The sequence below is a fragment of the Geobacillus sp. DSP4a genome (genome assembly GCF_013096875.1).
GTDB classification, from domain to species: domain Bacteria; phylum Bacillota; class Bacilli; order Bacillales; family Anoxybacillaceae; genus Geobacillus; species Geobacillus thermophilus.
The window spans coordinates 81507-100526 of the sequence record NZ_SDLD01000001.1; the positions used below are offsets into that span (position 1 = coordinate 81507).

Annotated in this window: 18 protein-coding genes; 17 read left to right on the plus strand and 1 reads right to left on the minus strand. The window is 55.8% G+C overall.

Annotated features, from left to right (window positions below; genetic code table 11):
* Positions 1-14 precede the first annotated feature (14 nt).
* Complete coding sequence (locus ETC02_RS00440) at positions 15-803, plus strand: patatin-like phospholipase family protein (RefSeq protein WP_044742635.1); 789 nt, start codon at positions 15-17, stop codon at positions 801-803.
* Positions 800-1819, plus strand: a complete 1020-nt coding sequence (locus tag ETC02_RS00445) for a SepM family pheromone-processing serine protease (RefSeq protein WP_044742629.1) — start codon at positions 800-802, stop codon at positions 1817-1819. The genes ETC02_RS00440 and ETC02_RS00445 overlap by 4 nt, the downstream gene beginning before the upstream one ends.
* On the opposite strand, the gene ETC02_RS00450 is transcribed toward ETC02_RS00445, so the two are convergent.
* Positions 1792-3012 (minus strand): nucleotidyltransferase, encoded by a 1221-nt coding sequence (locus ETC02_RS00450; protein WP_047818092.1) that lies wholly within the window; start codon positions 3010-3012, stop codon positions 1792-1794. The two genes, ETC02_RS00445 and ETC02_RS00450, sit on opposite strands and share 28 nt — an antisense overlap.
* 327 nt (positions 3013-3339) lie before the next feature.
* On the opposite strand from ETC02_RS00450, the gene ETC02_RS00455 reads away from it, so the two are divergent.
* From ETC02_RS00455 to murD, 15 genes are all read left to right on the plus strand, one after another.
* Positions 3340-3888, plus strand: a complete 549-nt coding sequence (locus tag ETC02_RS00455) for a YceD family protein (protein ID WP_033010255.1) — start codon at positions 3340-3342, stop codon at positions 3886-3888.
* A gap of 138 nt (positions 3889-4026) precedes the next feature.
* Entirely contained in the window at positions 4027-4200 is a 174-nt protein-coding gene (gene rpmF / locus ETC02_RS00460) for a 50S ribosomal protein L32 (protein ID WP_011230605.1), read from the plus strand.
* 158 nt (positions 4201-4358) lie between these two features.
* Positions 4359-5114, plus strand: coding sequence for an enoyl-CoA hydratase/isomerase family protein (locus ETC02_RS00465; protein ID WP_063330431.1), 756 nt, complete (start codon positions 4359-4361; stop codon positions 5112-5114).
* A gap of 70 nt (positions 5115-5184) precedes the next feature.
* Complete coding sequence (locus tag ETC02_RS00470; protein ID WP_033010252.1) at positions 5185-5760, plus strand: RsfA family transcriptional regulator; 576 nt, start codon at positions 5185-5187, stop codon at positions 5758-5760.
* Between the two features lie 97 nt (positions 5761-5857).
* Positions 5858-6748 (plus strand): 2-dehydropantoate 2-reductase, encoded by an 891-nt coding sequence (locus tag ETC02_RS00475; protein ID WP_033010251.1) that lies wholly within the window; start codon positions 5858-5860, stop codon positions 6746-6748.
* Positions 6741-7127, plus strand: a complete 387-nt coding sequence (locus ETC02_RS00480; RefSeq protein ID WP_033010250.1) for a DUF3397 domain-containing protein — start codon at positions 6741-6743, stop codon at positions 7125-7127. Before ETC02_RS00475 ends, ETC02_RS00480 begins: the two co-directional genes overlap by 8 nt.
* A gap of 73 nt (positions 7128-7200) precedes the next feature.
* On the plus strand, positions 7201-8829 hold the full coding sequence (gene bshC / locus ETC02_RS00485) for a bacillithiol biosynthesis cysteine-adding enzyme BshC (RefSeq protein ID WP_047818093.1): 1629 nt from the start codon (positions 7201-7203) through the stop codon (positions 8827-8829).
* Positions 8830-9088: 259 nt separating this feature from the next.
* Positions 9089-10030, plus strand: a complete 942-nt coding sequence (rsmH, locus tag ETC02_RS00490; RefSeq protein ID WP_033011333.1) for a 16S rRNA (cytosine(1402)-N(4))-methyltransferase RsmH — start codon at positions 9089-9091, stop codon at positions 10028-10030.
* A 34-nt stretch (positions 10031-10064) separates the two neighbouring features.
* Positions 10065-10421, plus strand: a complete 357-nt coding sequence (gene ftsL, locus ETC02_RS00495) for a cell division protein FtsL (RefSeq protein ID WP_033011332.1) — start codon at positions 10065-10067, stop codon at positions 10419-10421.
* 6 nt (positions 10422-10427) lie between these two features.
* Positions 10428-12623, plus strand: coding sequence for a penicillin-binding protein (locus ETC02_RS00500; protein ID WP_050368477.1), 2196 nt, complete (start codon positions 10428-10430; stop codon positions 12621-12623).
* 72 nt (positions 12624-12695) lie between these two features.
* Entirely contained in the window at positions 12696-14630 is a 1935-nt protein-coding gene (locus tag ETC02_RS00505) for a stage V sporulation protein D (protein WP_044742633.1), read from the plus strand.
* 110 nt (positions 14631-14740) lie between these two features.
* A complete protein-coding gene (locus ETC02_RS00510) occupies positions 14741-16210 on the plus strand; it encodes a UDP-N-acetylmuramoyl-L-alanyl-D-glutamate--2,6-diaminopimelate ligase (protein WP_033011329.1) in 1470 nt (489 codons plus the stop codon).
* On the plus strand, positions 16207-16668 hold the full coding sequence (locus ETC02_RS00515; protein WP_047818095.1) for a hypothetical protein: 462 nt from the start codon (positions 16207-16209) through the stop codon (positions 16666-16668). The genes ETC02_RS00510 and ETC02_RS00515 overlap by 4 nt, the downstream gene beginning before the upstream one ends.
* Positions 16653-17627, plus strand: coding sequence for a phospho-N-acetylmuramoyl-pentapeptide-transferase (mraY, locus tag ETC02_RS00520; protein ID WP_033011325.1), 975 nt, complete (start codon positions 16653-16655; stop codon positions 17625-17627). The genes ETC02_RS00515 and mraY overlap by 16 nt, the downstream gene beginning before the upstream one ends.
* The gene (gene murD, locus ETC02_RS00525; RefSeq protein WP_033011323.1) at positions 17628-18983 is read left to right on the plus strand and encodes a UDP-N-acetylmuramoyl-L-alanine--D-glutamate ligase; all 1356 of its coding nucleotides are present in this window, start codon (positions 17628-17630) and stop codon (positions 18981-18983) included.
* The last annotated feature ends 37 nt before the right edge of the window (positions 18984-19020 follow it).

Sequence of the window (19020 nt, forward strand, 5' to 3'; positions counted from 1 at the left end):
AAGGGGGGAGAATCGTGCCGCCGAAGATCGGATTGGCGCTCGGGTCAGGGGGCGCGCGCGGATTTGCTCACCTCGGCGTATTGAAAGTGCTACAGGAGGAAGGAATCCCTATTTCTTATTTGGCGGGCAGCAGCATCGGCGCGCTTGTGGCTGTCCTTTATGCGAGCGGCCACGGCCTCAGCCGCCTTTATCGGCTCGCCAAGTCGTTCCGGCGCAACGATTTTCTCGATTGGACGGTGCCGAAAATGGGGCTGATCGCCGGTGAGCGCATCACCGAATTCATTCGTTTGTTGACGAAAGGGAGGCGGATTGAAGAGCTTTCTCCGCCGGTGGCGGTCATCGCCGCTGATTTGCAGACGGGGGAAAAAGTCGTGTTTCGGCAAGGGGATGCGGCCCAAGCTGTGCGGGCGAGCATCTCGATCCCCGGCATTTTTGTGCCCGCGGCGGTGGACGGGCGGCTGCTTGTTGATGGCGGTGTCGTGGACCGCGTGCCGGTATCGGTCGTTCGGGCGATGGGGGCTGATCTTGTCATCGCGGTCGATGTCGCCCCGTTGAACAAAGAGGCGGAAATTGCCTCGCTTGTGGATGTCATTTGGCAGAGCCTTGATATTTTGCAAGCCGAGCTCGTCGCCCATCGGGAACTCGCCTCGGACGTGATGATCCGGCCGCGCGTAGAGCAATACAGCTCGCGGGCGTTCACCCATATCGAAGACATTATTGCCCGCGGCGAAGAGGAAGCGCGGAAACAAGCCGGGGCGATCCGCCAAGCGATTGAACAGTGGAAGGAGCCAAAGCACCAATGAAGAAACGAACGTATATAGCGGCGTTTTTCTTTGGCGCCGTCCTTGCCGTTTTGCTTATTTTTATGAAATTGCCGTATTACGTGACGATGCCGGGAAGCGCGCAAAAGTTAACGCCGCTTGTTCATGTCGAGCACGGCGACCGCGATGCGGGGGCGTTCATGTTGACGACGGTCCGCATGGGGCGGGCGAACGTCATCGCGTACTTGCTCGCCCATATCCGCCCGTTTTATGAGCTGCATCCGGTTGAAGAGATTAAACAGGAAGGGGAAAGCGACAAAGAATATACGATGCGTCAGCTAGAACTGATGGAACAGTCAAAGGAAGCGGCGATTGTCGTCGCTTACCGGCACGCTGGAAAGCCGGTTTCATATGAGCCGAAAGGTGTGTATGTGATGAACGTTCTCCCTGACATGCCGGCGGAGGGACGCTTGCAGGCCGGCGACCGCCTCGCCGCGGTCGACGGCCGGCCGTTGACAACGTCGGAGCAAATCATCGACTACATTCGGAAGAAAAAAGAGGGAGACCGCGTCCGCATCGCGTTTGTCCGCGAGGGGGAGCGGCGGGAGGTCGAGCTCCGGCTGAAGCCGTTCCCGCACCATCCAAACCAAATCGGCCTTGGGGTGACGCTCATGACCGATTATGACGTCCGCACCGACCCGCCGGTTGACGTTGACTCGGAACAGATCGGCGGTCCGTCGGCGGGGCTGATGTTTTCGCTTGAAATTTACAATCAGCTCGTTGAAGAAGATATGACGAAAGGCCATAACATTGCCGGCACCGGAACGATCGACATTCATGGGCAAGTCGGCCCGATCGGCGGTGTTTCACAAAAAGTCGTGGCCGCTGACCGCGCGGGGGCGGAAGTGTTTTTCGCTCCGAATGAACATGGCTCCCCGTCATCGAACTACCGGGAGGCGGTGCAGACCGCGAAAAAAATCGGGACGAACATGAAAATCGTCCCGGTCGATACGTTTGAAGATGCGATCCGTTATTTGCGCTCCATGCCGGAAGCGTAAATGGGGGTCGTTGCGTATTCTTCTTTGAGCGCGGCGCTGTACAGCGGCTCAGGAAGGGCGGCTGCATAGACGGCGGCCGCCCTTTTTTCTTGCTCGTAAAGCGGATCGCCGTTCAATTTAGCCGCTTTCGTAATCAGCGGCAGCGCCAGCTCTTTTTTCACCCGCTGCAAGTAGCGGCGGCCGGTTTCGCTCATGCCGAGCAGCCTGATGTATGTAGGATCGGATGTCTTCGTTTGTTCTTCCTTTGTGAAGTTGGTCAGCACGTGCGCGCACATTCGCTGCAGCCTTGTCCACGTGTACCGTTTCGTTTTGACGGCGGCGATGAAAGAAGCGAACGTTTCGGCAACGGTAATTTTTTCTTTCAACCGGTGCTCCACGCCTTCCTCGATTCCGGCCGTGCGGCGCAGTTCCTCCTTGGTTGCCGTCAGTAGCCGATACTTCAAGAGCGGAAAATACGCTTCCCAATCATGCCAGCGCCCATACGTTTGCCGGTATTGGCGCAGCTGCTCGAGCGTCGTTGGAGGGACGTATGGCGCAATCGACGCAAGCTGCCCAGTTTGTCGCAGCGTCTTTCGCACGCTTGTGGCGCTGGCGATCGATGGATGGGAAAACGACTCGTCATGATAGCCAGCGGCGAGGCGGGGAATCGTGCGCGGCATGATGGAGAGCTTGTGCCGCCAAATGGCTTTCACGTAGGCTAATCCGAGCACGTTGTTTGGCTGCGCCAAATCAAGCGGGACGGAGCGGAGCTGATCCCACGCCTTGGCATTCGCTTTCGGAAAGCTTTGCCCACGCTGAAGTTCGGCGCGGACGAGGGCGTCAAACTCCTCTTTTTGCGCAAACAACGTCTTCGCGGCGGCTAAAAAAGCAGCAATGTCGCCGGATTCGCTCCCAAAGCAAAGCTCTTCGCAGCCGAGGGCATCGAGCAGCCGCACCGCTCCATCGGCAAATCGCTCCGCCGCCTGAACGGCGAAGGCATATGGCAGTTCAATGACGAGATCGACGCCGGCTGCCAGCGCCATTTTGGCCCGCGCCCATTTTGAAACAATGGCCGGCTCGCCGCGTTGCAGAAAATTTCCGCTCATGACGGCGACGAGGCAGTCCGCTCCTGTCTTTTCACGCGTCTCTTGCAAGTGATATCGATGGCCGTTATGAAATGGATTGTACTCGACGATCACGCCAACAGCTTTCATGGCCGCTTCCCCCCATGGAACGGACGTCGTCCGGCGCTGAAACGATGGCTCGTCATAAGCGCACCTCCTGTCTCTCATCTAGTATGGAACATGCGGCGGCAAAGATCAACCCGGGAAGGGCGTCGTGATGTTGTCGTCCGGTTTTGGCGGAACGCGTCGAGCCGCCGGAGGCATATGTGCATGCAAGCAACGGAATTTGGAAATGATGGAAGTATGCCTTTCCTGTTGCCTCTTCTTTTTTCAGGCGGCCGGATGGTTGTAAAGAAAAAACATTGACAAAAATAGAAACGGAACGTATAATTTTACTCGTTGCCTTGAGGTGATTGTATGAAATGGACGGTTCAACAGCTTCGCCGTTTTCAGCACAAGGAAATGGCGATTGACGAGACGGTTGACGTGTCTGATTTGAAACAAATCGACACGTTGATCCGCGATATTTCGCTTGTCCGCGTTCAAGGGAAAGCGGACGTCGGTTCGACAAAGTTTACATTTCATTTGACGCTGTCAGGAACGATGGTATTGCCGTGTTCGCGGACGCTCGTCGACGTGACACACCCGTTTTCCATCAAGACGACGGAAACGTTTTTTGTTGATGGCGGCGACGTCGCTGAAACGGATGAAGACACCCATATCGTAACTGGAAACACGGTTGATTTAAACCCAATTATTCGCGAGCTCATCCTGCTTGAAATCCCGCTGCAGCTCATCGCCGACAACCCGGGGGCTGACGGGGCGCCGCAACACGGGGAAGGATGGGACGTTCTCACGGAAGAACAATGGGAAAAAACGCTGGAAGAGCGGGCGGCGAACAAGGTCGACCCTCGTCTGGCAGGATTGGCTAAGTTTTTTGATGGAACGAAAGAAACTGATGGCTGACCGGCGTTGCCGGCCGATGGCGCCGACCAGAACGCGCACCGTCCGGCAGCTGCCTTGCCTGCCGGCGGACTGCCTTGAACAAGCGGCTGCCCGTCGGCAGCGATACGCTGAATGTGCCGGACAAGGAGGTGGAAAACGATGGCAGTACCTTTTAGAAGAACATCGAAAACGAGAAAACGACTGCGCCGTACACACTTTAAACTGCAAGTGCCGGGCATGGTGCAATGCCCGAACTGCGGCGAATGGAAATTGGCGCACCGCGTCTGCAAAGCATGCGGTACGTACAAAGGAAGAGATGTCGTCAACAAATAATGGCCGACATCAAGCGACAGGCTGTCCGAAAAGCGGGCAGCCTTTTTTATTGGCAGTGAACAATCGACAACGTACGTCCACGCGTTTGTTTTTTTTCGCTGCTGGCAGGAAAAAGGGGGGACGATGACCAATTGTCATAAAATAAAGGAGGAGTGCTGATGGAAGCGATGATGGAGCAGCGTGACGGCGTCGCCTTGTTTACGATTTGCCGTCCCGAAAAACGGAATGCAGTCAATTTTGCAGTGATGGAGGCGCTTGAGGGAGCGCTGAGCGAGGCGGAAGCGGATGAGCGGGTCAAAATATTTGCCATCACGGGCGCTGGCGATGAGGCTTTTTGCTCGGGCGGCGATTTACACGAGTTCGGGCCTTTGCGCGGCGCTGAGGCGAAACAGATGCTGACGCGCATGGGGGAGGTGCTCTACCGGCTGCTGACGTTTCCGAAACCGACGGCCGCGCTCGTCAATGGCGCCGCGATGGGAGGGGGCTGCGAGCTGGCGACGGCCTGCGATTTCCGTTTTGTCAAAGAAGGAAGCCGAATCGGGTTCATTCAAGGGCGGCTCGGCATCACAACCGGCTGGGGCGGCGCCTCGATGCTGTTCGGCAAACTGCCGTACGCGCGGGCCCTCGATCTATTGCTGCGCGCTGAACCGATGACAGCGGAAGATATGGAAGCGTGCGGGTGGGCTGATGCGGTCTTGGCGGCTGACCACTGGCGCGAGCAATGGCAGGCGCGGCTCGCCCTTTATGCCGCGCGGTCGCTCGCTGTTTTAGAAGCCTATAAGGCGGCAGCGGGCGAAAAATGGCGAACACCTTGGTTTCGTGAGCAATTTTTCGCTGAAATCGACCGCTGCGCCGCACTATGGGGGTCGGTTGAACATGAACAGGCGTTGCGTCCTTTTTTTCGCAAGCAGTAATTTTTTCCTTCTACTGTTTCTATTAGCCGCATACATATAATGACAAAGCGGCGATGAGGAGGGAAGGGAGATGACCGGAGTACGCCAGGACGCTTGGACGAAAGAGGAAGATGAACTGTTGGCCAACGTTGTGCTTCAATATATTCGCGAGGGCGGCACCCAGCTAGAAGCGTTTGCTGAGGTGGGGCGGCGCTTGTCGCGGACAGCGGCAGCGTGCGGGTTCCGCTGGAATTCGTACGTTCGCAAGCAGTATAAAGAGGAAATTGAACAGGCAAAGCAAGAACGGAAAACGCGAAAAAAAGAGGCGGCATCGGTAAAAGAAGGCGGGGTACAAACGGAGATGGAAGCGGCAGCAGAGAGCAAACTGTCATGGACGGAAGTGCTCGCTTTTTTGCAAGCGGAAGGGCAAAAAGCGCGCGACGCCCGGCGGACAGCGGATGAAAATCGGGCGTTAAAAAACGATATGGAGCAGCTGCAACAAATGGTGACAAAGCTGCAAATGGAAAAGGAAGCGTTGCAAAAGCAGCTGGCGGCCGTCCAAGAGGAGTATAAAACGTTGCTCGCCATTATGGAGCGGGCGCGGAAAATGGTGGCGGGCGCCGAAAAACAAACGGAGCCGGCGGCTGAGGGCGTCGGGGAAGGATAAAAGCTGGCCTTTGGGCCGGCTTTTTTTTCTTAACGGATGACGGGGACATTTGCTAAAATAAGGCTAACGCAATTTGGCGGGAAAGCGGGGGAGACATGTGAACATTGGCATTGTCGGCGGCGGGGCGGTCGGCCTGCTTCTTGCCGCTTATCTCGGGCGGCGCCATAAGGTCACGGTGTATACAAGGCGCTTGTCTCAGGCGAGGCAGCTTGCTGAATGCGGCGTCGCCCTGAAAAAAGAAGGAAAAACAACGGAGACTGCCGTTCAAGCAAGGCCGTTTGCCGGGGCGGAACTCGTTGAGCCGCTTGTGTTTGTGACGGTTAAACAATATGATGTGGCGGATGTCTGCTCCCGGCGTGATTCGTTCCGCCGCGTCGGCACGATTGTTTTTTTGCAAAACGGGATGAGCCATCTCGAACAGCTGTCTGTTTTTGCTGACAAAAACATCGTCGTCGGCGTTGTGGAGCACGGCGCGTTCAAGCTTGACGATCGGACGGTTGCGCACACAGGCGCCGGCAAACTGACGCTCGCCCCCTTCTATGGGTCGCCTGCTGCGGCCGCCGGGCTGGCTGGAGATCGAGAGTTTCCCATTGAATGGGCGGACGATTGGGAGCGCATTCTTGTCGACAAACTTGTCGTCAATGCGGTCATCAACCCGTTGACGGCGCTGTTGCAAGTGAAAAACGGCGAGCTTCTTGAGGTGGCGCCGTATCGGGACATGATGGCGCAGCTGTTTGATGAAGTGCGGCGGGTGTTGCCGCTTCGTGACGCCGGACGGGCGTGGGAGCGGATCGTTCATATATGCCGGAACACGGCGGACAATTATTCGTCGATGTATATGGATGTGGCAAACGGGCGTCGGACGGAAATTGACGCCATTTTAGGCTATGTGCTGAAGCAAGGGGAAGCGCGCGGCGTTGCGTTGCCGCTCGTCCGCTTTGTGTATTGCGCGCTGAAAGGGAAGGAAGGGGGGAGCCGCGATGGGTGACTGGCTCGCGCCGGTGTTGGCGACATTCGTCACACTGCCGCTGTTGCTGTTTTGGCTCGTCTATGCGGCCATGCGCCTGTTTGGCGGGCGGAAACGGGCGGCATTTTACGCGGCGGTCAACGCGGCGACCGCGTTTTTCATCGCCGCCGTCTATTTTTTGCTTGCCGTGCTGTTCGGAAAGTCATATTTTGTCCATCTTCTTCTCTTTTTGCTCGGATTGCACGCCGCCATCGCACTCGGCTACTGGCGGAAAAAGGCGGATTTTCACCTGGCGGCGGTGTTTCGTCTATTTTGGCGGGCCAGTTTTCTCATTTTTGCGTCCCTTTACGCCGGCCTGCTCGTCTATGGCATGATGGCGCGCATCGCTGCCGTCCTTTGAGCAATCATTTTTTCCTCTTGGCGCCGAACGTGCTATACTCATGAAAGAATACATAAGAAAGGGAGTTTTCGCCATGGAGGTTCACGAAATTCCGCTGCCGGCGGCGACAAAGCTGGCGGCCGATTACATAACCGGCGCGTTTCCGGCTGAGAAAGGGTTTGACTACGTTTGGGCTGATGATCAGGCGTTTCGCCGCCGGTTGTCTCATTTGCAAAAACGGACATACGACCGGAGCGGGCTTGCCGATTATTTAGACGCCTATCACCGTCGGTTCTCGGCAAGCAGGGCGACGATGCACAATATCGACAAGCTGCGGCAGGAGAACAGCGTCGTTGTTGTCGGCGGACAGCAAGCCGGGCTGTTGACCGGTCCGCTTTATACGATCTATAAAATCATCACCATCATCCAGCTCGCCAAAGAACAGGAACGGAAGCTTGGCGTGCCGGTCGTGCCGCTGTTTTGGATCGCCGGCGAGGATCATGACATCGCGGAAATCGACCATGTGTATGTGGTAGAGGGCGGCGAAGTGAGGAAAGCGCTATATCCGCACAAGCGGAAGGAAAGGCGGATGGCAGCCGACGTCCCGCTTGATCATGAGCTTGCCGGCGCGTGGATCGAACGTGTCGTGAAAACGTACGGGGAGACGGACGTGACGAACGAACTGCTTTCCTTTCTCAAGACATGTTTGGATGAGGCGCGCACGTTTGTCGACTTTTTTGCGGCGGTTGTCTTGCGCCTGTTTGCTGCTGACGGATTGGTTGTCTTGAATGCCGGCGATGCGGCGGTGCGCCTTCTTGAGCGCCGTTTTTTCGCCGCGCTCATTGACCGCCATCGCAGCGTGACATCGGCCGTGTTGGCGCAGCAAGAGGCGTTGCGCGCGCTCGGGTATGCGCCGCTCATTGAGATAGCGCCCAACGCGGCCAACTTGTTTTATTACAACGGCCATGAGCGCCTGCTTTTGCACTATGACGAAGAGCGCGGCGCGTTCCGCGACAAGGCCGGGCATATCGTCTTTGCGAAACAGCAGCTGCTTGAGCTTGCCGAGACGAAGCCGCACTGTTTAAGCAACAATGTTGTCACTCGTCCGCTTATGCAAGAGTATTTGCTGCCGACGCTCGCTTTTGTCGCCGGCCCGGGAGAAATCGCCTATTGGGCGGAGTTGAAGGAGGCGTTTTCGCTGTTCGGATTCGAAATGCCGCCGGTGGCGCCGCGCCTGCAGGCGACGATCGTCGGCCGTTCGCTGCAAACCGATCTCGCTGATCTCGGTCTCGAAGCCGCCGACGTATTGGCCGGGCGGCTCGAAGCGGCCAAGGAGCGATGGCGGAAGGAGACGGCTGAAGTTCCGCTTGCCAAGGCGTTTGCGAAAGCGAAAGCCGACATCGAGGCGGCGCATCAGCCGCTGCGCGCGCTTGGCATGGAGATTGACCGCGGATTGGAAGGATTGGTGGCGAAAAATGCCGCCATCATTCAGTCACAAATCGAGTTTCTTCAGCAAACGTTGGAGCGGGCGCTTTTGCGCAAACATGAGACGACATGGCGCAAGTTTTGGCGCGTCGAAACGGCGCTGCGGCCGAACGGAGCGCCTCAGGAACGGGTTTGGAACGTGTTTTACTACGTGAATCGTTACGGATTTGATTTTGTAAAAAAACTTTCGCTGATCGACGCCCCTGGAAACGGAATGCATAAAATTGTATATATATAAAGCTTTTTCAAAGAAAAAGTCGAAAAGAAAAATCCTGTTTCGAGCAGGATTTTTTTTTTGTGGAATGAAATAGTAACAAAACAATCGCCACAGGTTTGGAAATAAAAGTAAAAGGAGGTTGGAACTAATGGCTCCATCTGGGGATGTCCGACAAAAATAAACAAAAAGGGACGTTTTTTTACAAAAAAAGCTAAAATTTTGTCCGTCTTTGCGATATAATAAGGAAGCAGCGTTTGGAAGCAGCAAAGGTGGTGGACATGTGTTTGAACATACAACGGTGCTGTTAAAAGAAGCGGTTGACGGACTGAACATCCGCCCGGACGGCGTCTATGTCGATTGTACGTTGGGCGGCGGCGGTCATAGCGACTATTTGCTTTCCCGCCTCTCAAAACGCGGAAAGCTGTTTGCCTTTGATCAAGACGAAACCGCCATTTCGTATGCGCGTGAACGGCTCGCTCGTTATGGCCAGCAAGTGCAGTTTGTGCACCGCAACTTCCGGTTTTTGCAAGAGGAGCTTTCCGCCCGCGGCGTCGCTGCCGTCGACGGCGTGCTGTTTGATTTGGGCGTTTCATCGCCGCAGCTCGATGAGCCGGAGCGCGGCTTCAGCTACCAGCACGACGCGCCGCTTGACATGAGGATGGACCGCAAGCAGCAGCTGACGGCGGCGGAGATCGTCAACCGTTGGCCATATGAGGAGCTTGTGCGCATTTTTTTCCGGTACGGCGAAGAAAAATTTTCAAAGCAAGTGGCGCGCAAAATCGAGGAGGTGCGGCGCGAGAAGCCGATTGAAACGACCGGGGAGCTCGTTGAGGTCATTAAGGAGGCGATTCCAGCGCCGGCGCGCCGCAGCGGCGGACATCCGGCCAAACGCATTTTCCAGGCGCTCCGCATCGCAGTCAACGATGAGCTCGAGGCGTTTCGCGAAGCGCTTGAGCAGGCGATTGACTTGTTGGCGCCGGGAGGACGGGTGAGCGTCATTACGTTTCATTCGCTCGAAGACCGCATTTGCAAGGAGACGTTTAAAAAAGCAAGCGAGAACCCGCCATTGCCTCCAGGGCTTCCAGTTCCCCCCAATGACTACCGCCCTGTGTTGAAAATTATTACAAAAAAACCGGTCGTTCCTTCTGCTGAAGAGGTGGAACGGAACCGCCGCGCCCGTTCAGCCAAACTCCGCATTGCTGAAAAACTGCCGCGCGGCTGAGAAAATAGGTGAGGAGAAACAGGAGGGAAACGCTGTGAACCATTTGGCAGTCAAAGTAGCACGCGAACAAAAGCATCCGGCCGCGCCGCCGAGCCAGAAGCCGCAGCGAAAACGGCGCCTTCGGCTGACGCTGGCTGAGAAGCTGTTGATCGTTTCGTTTTTGCTGTTTGTCTTTTACGCGGCGGTCCATACCGTCTCAACCCAAGTGCAAATTTATGAGCTTAATAAAGATGTCCAAAAGTTGGAATCGGCCATTGATGAACAAAAGAAAGAAAATAATGACTTGTACGTCGAAGTGCAGCGGCTGAGCGCGTACGAGCGCATTTTGCAAAAGGCGAAAGAGCTCGGTTTGTCGCTCAACGAAAACCACGTCAAAGTCGTACAGGACTGATGGGCGATGGAGGCAAAAAAGCATCGCAACACCCATCGCGGGGCGTTTATTTTGTTTTGCGTGTTCAGCTTTGCCTTTTTTCTTTTGTTTGCCCGCTTTGTGCAAGTGCAGTGGACGGGAAAAGCGGAAGGCGAAGCGCTGGCGGAGATCGCGCAGCAGCAGCATAAGCAGACGCGCACGATTGAAGCGAAACGCGGGACGATTTTTGACCGCAACGGCGCCATTTTAGCCCAAGACGTGCCGTCGTATACAGTCGCCGCCATTGTGGACCCGGATGATCCGCGCCGTGTCGCCGATCCAGAGGAAACAGCGGAAAAGCTCGCTCCGCTGCTTGGCATGGACGTCGAGCAAATGGAGCGCATTTTGACCAAAAAGGCGAAACAAGTCGAGTTCGGCTCCTATGGCCGCAATATCAGCTTCGAGCTGAAGCGGAAAATTGAAGCGCTCCATTTGCCGGGCATCATCTTTACCCGCGACACTGCCCGGTTTTACCCGAATGGCGTGTTCGCCTCGCACGTCATCGGCTACGCGCAAAAAAATGCGAAAAACGAAACGGTCGGCAAAATGGGAGTAGAAAAATCGCTTGACCGTTATTTGCGCGAAAAAGACGGCTATGTGTCGTTTGCCAGCGATGCGAAGGGGTTCCGTCTGCCGGAGGCGAGAGAGCGCACGATTGCAAAGCCGGACAACGGCGCGAACGTGTATTTAACGATTGACGCGAAAATCCAGACGTTTTTGGAAGACGCCATGAACGGCGTAGAAAAGCAGTACAAGCCGAAAAAGATCATCGCCATCGTGGCTGATCCGAAAACAGGAAAAATTTTAGCGATGGCGACTCGCCCGAGTTTTGACCCGAACAAACGCGATATTGCGAACTTTTTAAATGACGCTATTTCCTACCCGTATGAGCCGGGGTCGACGATGAAGGTGTTTACGCTTGCTGCCGCCATTAATGAAGGAGTGTACAACGGCAATGAAACGTACCGTTCCGGCTCATACAAAGTCGGGCCGAACACCATCCGCGACCATAACGATGTCGGTTGGGGGACGATTACGTTCAATGAAGGGGTGCAGCGCTCTTCGAACGTCGCTTTTTCCATTTTGGTGAAAGAAAAGCTCGGGGAAGACCGGTTTTTGCAGTATTTGCATCGTTTCCATTTCGAGCAGAAAACGGGCATTGATTTGCCGAATGAGGCGATAGGGCAAATTCGTTACCGTTATCCGATCGAACGGATTACGACCGGGTTCGGGCAAGGGACGTCAGTGACCCCGATTCAGCAAATCCAGGCGGCGACAGCGATCGCCAACGACGGAAAAATGATGAAGCCGTACGTCATTGAAAAGGTGGTCGATCCAGACAGCGGCAAAGTCGTTCTCGACCACGAGCCGACTGTCGTCGGTGAACCGATTACGGCTGAAACGGCGCGGAAGGTTCGGGAAATTTTGGAAACGGTTGTCACCTCAGAGCACGGCACCGGCCGCCCGTACCAAATTGACGGCTACCGCGTCGCCGGCAAAACGGGGACGGCGCAAATTCCATCCGCTTCCGGCGGCTATTTGACCGGACGGGAAAATTATATTTTCTCGTTTTTAGGCATGGCGCCGGCGGATGATCCACGCCTTCTCATGTATGTAGCTGTTCAGCAGCCGCGGTTGGATGTGACGGAAACCGGAGCGGCGCCTGTTTCGCAAATTTTTACAACGGTGATGAAAAGCAGCCTGCAATATTTGCATATTGAACCGAGCAAAGAAAAATCGGTGGAAACGAAACTAGCGGCGCAACGCGCGCTCGATTCGCTGGTCGGCGAGGCGGCCGTCACGGCGGCGGAGCAGTTGAAGAAAAACGGCTATGTGCCGGTCGTCATCGGCACCGGCCGGTACGTTGAGCGGCAGCTTCCGCGCGGCGGAGATCGTCTTCTTCCCGGCGAGCGGGTCGTGTTGAAAACGGATGGAGCGGCGACGATGCCGGACTTGCGCGGGTTTTCGCTGCGGGACGCCATGAAAGTGGCTCATATACTCGGCCTGCGGCCAAGCACGAAAGGAACCGGCTATGTCGTCAGCCAAAACATCCGCCCGGGAGCACGAGTGCGGCAAGGGGATTATTTGATCGTCGAACTGGCTCCGCCGCGCCAGTGGGAAGAAACGGCGGCAAAGAAAGAACAAGAGGCGGCTGAACGGAAAGAGGCCGGGCCTCACGAGTGATTTTTTGCCGTTCTATAACGGGGCGTACAAGCATATAGTGGAACGAGCCCATCATGAAGGAGGTTCCGCCATATGCGCGTATCGTACGTGACCGTGCGCAAACGGTTGACGATCGTCTTTTTGATCGGCGTTTTGGTTTTTGCCATTATCGATCTCCGTCTCGGCTATGTCCAATTTTGGCTCGGCGATCTATTAGCGGAACGGGCGAAAGGGCTGTGGGGTCGGAACATCCCATTTGAGCCGAAGCGCGGCGAAATTTTGGACCGCAACGGCGTCCCGCTGGCGACGAATATGAGCGCGCCGACGGTGTATGTCATCCCGCGGCAAGTGAAAAATCCGGCGGAAGCGGCAGAAAAGCTGGCGGCGGTTTTGGGCGCTTCGGTCGAATCCGTTTATAAACAAATGACAAAAAACACCTCGATCGTCCGCTTGAAAGAAGGGCGGAAAATTTCCGACGAGAAAGCGGCGGACGTGCGCGCGCTCGATTTGGACGGGGTGTACATTGCTGAAGACACGAAACGCTACTATCCGTTTGGCAGCTACTTATCGCATGTGCTTGGCTTTACTGGCATTGACAACCAAGGGCTCACAGGGCTTGAACTGTATTATGACAAAGAACTGAGCGGAGAGCGCGGTTCGGTGCAGTTTTACTCCGATGCAAAAGGGCGGCGCATGCCCGATATGGCGGATGACTATACGCCGCCGACCGACGGCTTGAACTTGGTGCTCACGATTGACTCACGCATTCAGACGATCATAGAGCGGGAGCTCGATATTGCTGAGGCGAAATACAATCCAGACGGCATCATCGCCATTGCCATGAACCCGAATACGGGGGAAATTTTGGCGATGGCGAGCCGGCCGACGTTTGACCCGGCCGATTACCGCAGCGTCCCTCCGGAAATTTACAACCGCAATTTGCCGATTTGGAGCACGTATGAACCGGGGTCGACGTTTAAAATCATTACGTTGGCTGCAGCGCTTGAGGAGCATAAAGTCAACCTCCTTAAAGACCACTTCTTTGATCCGGGCTACGCTAAAGTGGCCGGCGCTACGCTCCGCTGCTGGAAAAAGGGCGGCCATGGGGAGCAAACGTTTTTGGAAGTCGTACAAAACTCGTGCAACCCGGGATTTGTCGCTTTGGGGGAGCGGCTCGGAAAGGAAACGCTGTTTCGTTATATTAAGCAGTTTGGCTTCGGTGAGAAAACCGGCATTGACCTGCAAGGGGAAGGGACTGGCATTTTGTTTGACTTAAAGCGGGTCGGGCCGGTCGAATTGGCGACGACCGCGTTCGGCCAAGGGGTGTCGGTGACGCCGATCCAGCAAGTCGCCGCCGTATCGGCCGCGATCAACGGCGGCACTCTATACACCCCGTACATCGCCAAAGAATGGGTCGACCCGGAAACAGGGGAAGTCGTACGCCGCAATACACCAAAGGCGAAACGGCGCGTCATTTCCGAGGAAACATCGAAACAAGTCCGCTATGCGCTTGAGAGCGTTGTCGCCCAAGGCACAGGGAAAAAGGCGTATGTCGAAGGCTACCGCGTCGGCGGGAAAACCGGAACGGCGCAAAAAGCGCAAGGCGGCCGCTATTTGCAAAACAACCATATCGTGTCGTTCATCGGTTTTGCGCCGGCGGACGACCCGCAGCTCGTCGTGTACGTCGCTGTTGACAATCCGAAAGGCACGGTCCAATTCGGCGGCACGGTTGCGGCGCCGATCGTTGGCAAGGTCATAGAAGACAGCCTGCGGGTGATGGGCGTGAAGCCGCGCAAAGACCAACTTGAGAAGGAACGGGGCTGGGATGAGCCGAGAGTCATTGAGGTGCCGAATTTGATCGGACTGACAAAAAAAGATTTGCAAGAACAGTTTTTTGACTTAAAATTAGATGTTAGTGGCGAGGGCGATGTCATCGTCGAACAATCGCCGGAGCCCGGGGTGAAAGTAAAAGAAGGCTCGACGATTCGCATTTATTTGGCGAAACGCGAAGCGGCAGAGGAGCGGTAAACGATCTTGCAAGGGGCGGCCGATGCGATGACTCATCGGGTTGGTTGCGCCCCTTTTTCCGCTGTCCGCTCATAGGGCGAGCTATTTATAAGCGAAAGGGATGACTAAGGATGAAATTGCAAACGTTGCTGTCGCGCTTGCCCGGTTTTTGGGTGCATCGCGGGGGCAATCCGGATATCGTCGCGCTCGAAATGGATTCGCGCCATGTCACGCCCGGTTCGCTGTTTTTTTGCCTTAAAGGATTTACGGTGGACGGGCATGACTTTGCGGAACAAGCGGTGGCGCGCGGAGCAGCGGCGGTCGTGGCTGAGCGTCCGCTCGCGGTGGACGCGCCGCTTGTCCTTGTGCCGGACAGCCGGCGGGCGATGGCGATTTTGGCTGATGCGTTTTACGGGCACCCGACCCATCGACTTCATTTAATTGGCGTGACGGGCACAAACGGAAAAACGACGACGACTCATATCATTGACCAGATCGCGAGAAAGGCCGGCAAAAAAACGGGGCTGATCGGCACGGTCGGGATCAAAATCGGCGCCCGTTCTTACCCGGCGGCGAATACGACGCCGGAGTCGCTCGTCTTGCAACGCACGTTTAAACAGATGATCGACGAGGGCGTGGAGTTTGCGGCCATGGAAGTGTCGTCGCATGCCCTTCACCAAGGACGGGTGCATGGCTGCGATTACGATGTGGCCGTGTTTACGAACTTGACGCAAGATCATCTTGACTATCACGGAACGATGGACGAGTATCGGAACGCCAAAGGGCTGTTGTTTGCCCAGCTCGGCAACCGCTACGACGAGCGGCGGCCGAAATTTGCCGTTTTGAATCATGATGATCCTGTTTCGCAATATTATAAACATATGACAGCAGCACCAATCATCACTTACGGTATTCGCACGAAGAGCGATGTGATGGCGGAAGAGATTGCCATGACCCCGTCCGGCATGGCCTTTCGGCTGTGCACGCCGCACGGATCGGCAGTGGTGGAAACGAAGCTCGTCGGCTTGTTCAACGTCTATAACATGCTTGCGGCGGCCGCTGCCTGCCTTGCCTCCGGGTTTTCGCTTGAAACGATTGCGGCGGCTTTAAGGGATGTCGAGCCGGTGTCCGGGCGGTTTGAAACGGTCGATGAAGGGCAAAATTTTACTATCATTGTAGATTATGCCCATACGCCGGACAGTTTGGAAAACGCGCTGAAAACGGTGCGCCAATTTGCGAAGCGGAACGTCTATGTCGTCATTGGCTGCGGCGGCGACCGCGACCGGACGAAGCGGCCGCTTATGGCGCAGGTGGCGGTGCGCCACGCGGATGTCGCCGTGTTCACCTCCGACAATCCGCGCTCGGAAGACCCGCAGCAAATTTTGCGGGATATGGAAGCGGGGGTAAGTGATCAAGATGGAAGGTACGTGACGATTCCTGACCGGGAAGAGGCGATCCGCTACGCCATCCGGCAGGCGCAAGAAGGAGATGTTGTGTTGATTGCCGGTAAGGGGCATGAAACGTACCAAATCATCGGCGGCAATGTGATTGAGTTTGACGATCGCGCTGTCGCCCGAGCGGCGGTGAGGGAGAGAACATGACGATGGTTACGTACGGAATGGTGCAGAAAATTGCGAACGAAGCGCGCGGCATTGTGGACGAAACGATTCGTTTTCACGCGGTGTTTGTCAATCCGGCCGAACAGGTGAAAAAAGGGCTGTTCGTGCCGCTTGAAGATGCGGCGGAAACGCTGAAAACGGCCATCGAGCACGGGGCGATCGCTTCGTTTTGGCCGATCGGAGAGCCGTTGCCGCGCTACATTCCTAATCAGTTTCCGCTCTTTTTCGTCCCGTCGCCGCTTGCGGCGGCCGCCGCGCTGCTTGAGCGGTATTTGCGGGAAGGCGGCCGGGGAACGGAATTTTCGTTTTCGTTCCCGGAAGAAGGCGGGGAGTATGTCCCGGCTGATGAAGCAATCCGCCTCCGGCTCGCCGAGTTGCAGAAACGGTGGCTGGACGCGCGGCAGGCAAAAGGATGTGACGATTCATGCCAGAACAAATAATTGTCATTGCGATGGCTGTTTCCTTTTTGGTCACCGTCATTTTGTCGCCGCTGTTCATCCCGTTTTTGCGGCGGTTAAAATTTGGGCAAAGCATTCGCGAGGAAGGGCCGAAGTCGCATCAAAAAAAATCGGGCACCCCGACAATGGGCGGCATTATGATTTTGCTTTCGATCGTGGCGACAACGTTATGGATGACATCGAGATTGGCCGTCCTGTCGGTGGAAACATATTTATTGCTGCTTGTTACGGTTGGCTACGGGGTGCTCGGCTTTTTGGACGATATGATCAAAGTGGTGATGAAGCGGAACCTGGGGTTGACGAGCCGGCAAAAATTTATCGGCCAGCTCATCATTGCCGTTGTTTTCTTTTTTGTCTACCGGCAAAGCGGCTTTTCGACGGAAGTACATATCCCCGGGACCGGCTGGTCGTTTGACCTTGGCTGGGCTTATGGGGTGCTGCTTTTGCTCATGCTTGTCGGCGGCTCCAACGCTGTCAACTTGACCGACGGGCTCGATGGGCTTTTGGCCGGCACGGCGGCGATCGCCTTTGGCGCGTATGCCGTGTTGGCTTGGAATCAAGGTCAGTACGATGTGGCGGTGTTTTGCGTCGCCGTTGTCGGCGCTGTGCTCGGCTTTTTAGTGTTTAATGCCCATCCGGCAAAAGTATTTATGGGGGATACCGGATCGCTCGCGCTTGGCGGGGCGATCGCTGCGGTCGCTGTCTTAACGAAACTCGAGCTGCTGCTGATCATTATTGGCGGCGTCTTTGTCATTGAAACGCTGTCTGTCATCATTCAAGTCGCCTCGTTCAAAACGACCGGCAGGCGCGTTTTCCGCATGAGCCCGCTCCATCATCATTATGAGCTCGTCGGTTGGTCGGAATGGCGCGTTGTCGTGACGTTTTGGGCCGTCGGCCTGTTGTTTGCCATGCTAGGAATTTATATCGAGGTGTGGATGTAATTGAAACCGACTCTTTTCTATCAACATCGTCGTGTGCTTGTGATTGGATTGGCGAAAAGCGGGGCGGCAGCGGCCCGCCTGCTCGTTGAATTAGGGGCGGAAGTCGTCGCCAACGATCAAAAACCGTTGGCGGAAAACGCGGAGGCGAAGCAGCTTGAAGAGCTCGGCGTCCGCGTCGTTTGCGGCGGCCATCCGCTCGAACTGCTCGATGAGCCGTTTGACCTCGTCGTGAAAAATCCGGGCATCCCGTATACGAATCCGTTAGTGAAAAAAGCGCTTGAAAAAGGGCTTCCGGTCGTGACCGAGGTGGAGCTGGCTTATCACATTTCCGAAGCGCTGTTTATCGGCATTACCGGATCGAACGGGAAAACGACGACAACGACATTGATTTATGAAATGTTAAAGGCGGATGGCCAAGACCCGTTGCTTGCCGGCAATATCGGCTTAGTCGCCTGCGAGGTGGCCAAGGAAGCGAAGCCGGGCCAATGGCTCGTCACCGAACTGTCTTCGTTCCAGCTTGCCGGCATTGATCAATTCCGTCCTACGATCGCCGTCTTGCTTAACATTTTTGATGCCCATTTGGACTACCATGGCACAAGGGAAGCATACGCGGCGGCGAAGGCGAATATTTTCCGCAACCAAACAGAACAAGATTATGCGGTCGTCAACGCGGATGACCAGACCGTGATGGACATCGCCGCCTCGATTCGATCGCAAAAGGTGCTGTTTTCGGCGACGAAGCCGCTCGGTGAAGGGGCGTACGTCGACAATGGCGCCGTTTGCTGGAACGGAGAGCCGATCATCAAGACAGCAGACATTGTCCTCCCCGGCCAGCACAACGTGGAAAACATTTTGGCCGCGGTGGCGGCTGCCAAGCTGGCCGGCGCCAGCAACGAGGCGATCGTTCAAGTGTTGACGACGTTTGCCGGCGTAAAACATCGGCTTCAATATGTAGCCGAAGTCGACGGCCGGCGGTTTTACAACGACTCGAAGGCGACGAACATTTTGGCGACGCAAAAGGCGCTTTCGGCGTTCGCCGGCGAACCGGTGATTTTGTTGGCCGGCGGGCTTGACCGCGGCAATGAGTTTGACGAGCTTCTTCCGTACTTGCGGCAGGTGAAAGCGGCGGTATTGTTCGGGCAAACGGCGGAGAAAATCGGGCGCATCGCCCGGGAGGCGGGAATAGAAACGATCGAATATGTCGATAATGTGGAAAAAGCTGTCCCGGTTGCCTTCCGGCTTTCCGAGCCGGGCGATGTTATTTTGCTCTCTCCGGCCTGCGCCAGCTGGGATCAATACAAAACTTTCGAGGAGAGAGGGGACATTTTTATCGACGCCGTGCATAAGTTGAAATAGAGGGAAAGGGACAGCCCTTTCCTTCTAGTTTACAAAA

Coding starts and splice junctions, on each gene's coding strand:
- ETC02_RS00515 (WP_047818095.1), top strand. CDS start 16,207: ATGACGATGGTTACGTACGGAATGGTGCAGAAAATTGCGAACGAAGCG.
- mraY (WP_033011325.1), top strand. CDS start 16,653: ATGCCAGAACAAATAATTGTCATTGCGATGGCTGTTTCCTTTTTGGTC.
- ETC02_RS00480 (WP_033010250.1), top strand. CDS start 6,741: ATGGGTGACTGGCTCGCGCCGGTGTTGGCGACATTCGTCACACTGCCG.
- ETC02_RS00505 (WP_044742633.1), top strand. CDS start 12,696: ATGCGCGTATCGTACGTGACCGTGCGCAAACGGTTGACGATCGTCTTT.
- ETC02_RS00510 (WP_033011329.1), top strand. CDS start 14,741: ATGAAATTGCAAACGTTGCTGTCGCGCTTGCCCGGTTTTTGGGTGCAT.
- ETC02_RS00450 (WP_047818092.1), bottom strand. CDS start 3,012: ATGAAAGCTGTTGGCGTGATCGTCGAGTACAATCCATTTCATAACGGC.
- bshC (WP_047818093.1), top strand. CDS start 7,201: ATGGAGGTTCACGAAATTCCGCTGCCGGCGGCGACAAAGCTGGCGGCC.
- ETC02_RS00470 (WP_033010252.1), top strand. CDS start 5,185: ATGACCGGAGTACGCCAGGACGCTTGGACGAAAGAGGAAGATGAACTG.
- ETC02_RS00445 (WP_044742629.1), top strand. CDS start 800: ATGAAGAAACGAACGTATATAGCGGCGTTTTTCTTTGGCGCCGTCCTT.
- ETC02_RS00500 (WP_050368477.1), top strand. CDS start 10,428: ATGGAGGCAAAAAAGCATCGCAACACCCATCGCGGGGCGTTTATTTTG.
- rpmF (WP_011230605.1), top strand. CDS start 4,027: ATGGCAGTACCTTTTAGAAGAACATCGAAAACGAGAAAACGACTGCGC.
- ETC02_RS00465 (WP_063330431.1), top strand. CDS start 4,359: ATGGAAGCGATGATGGAGCAGCGTGACGGCGTCGCCTTGTTTACGATT.
- ETC02_RS00455 (WP_033010255.1), top strand. CDS start 3,340: ATGAAATGGACGGTTCAACAGCTTCGCCGTTTTCAGCACAAGGAAATG.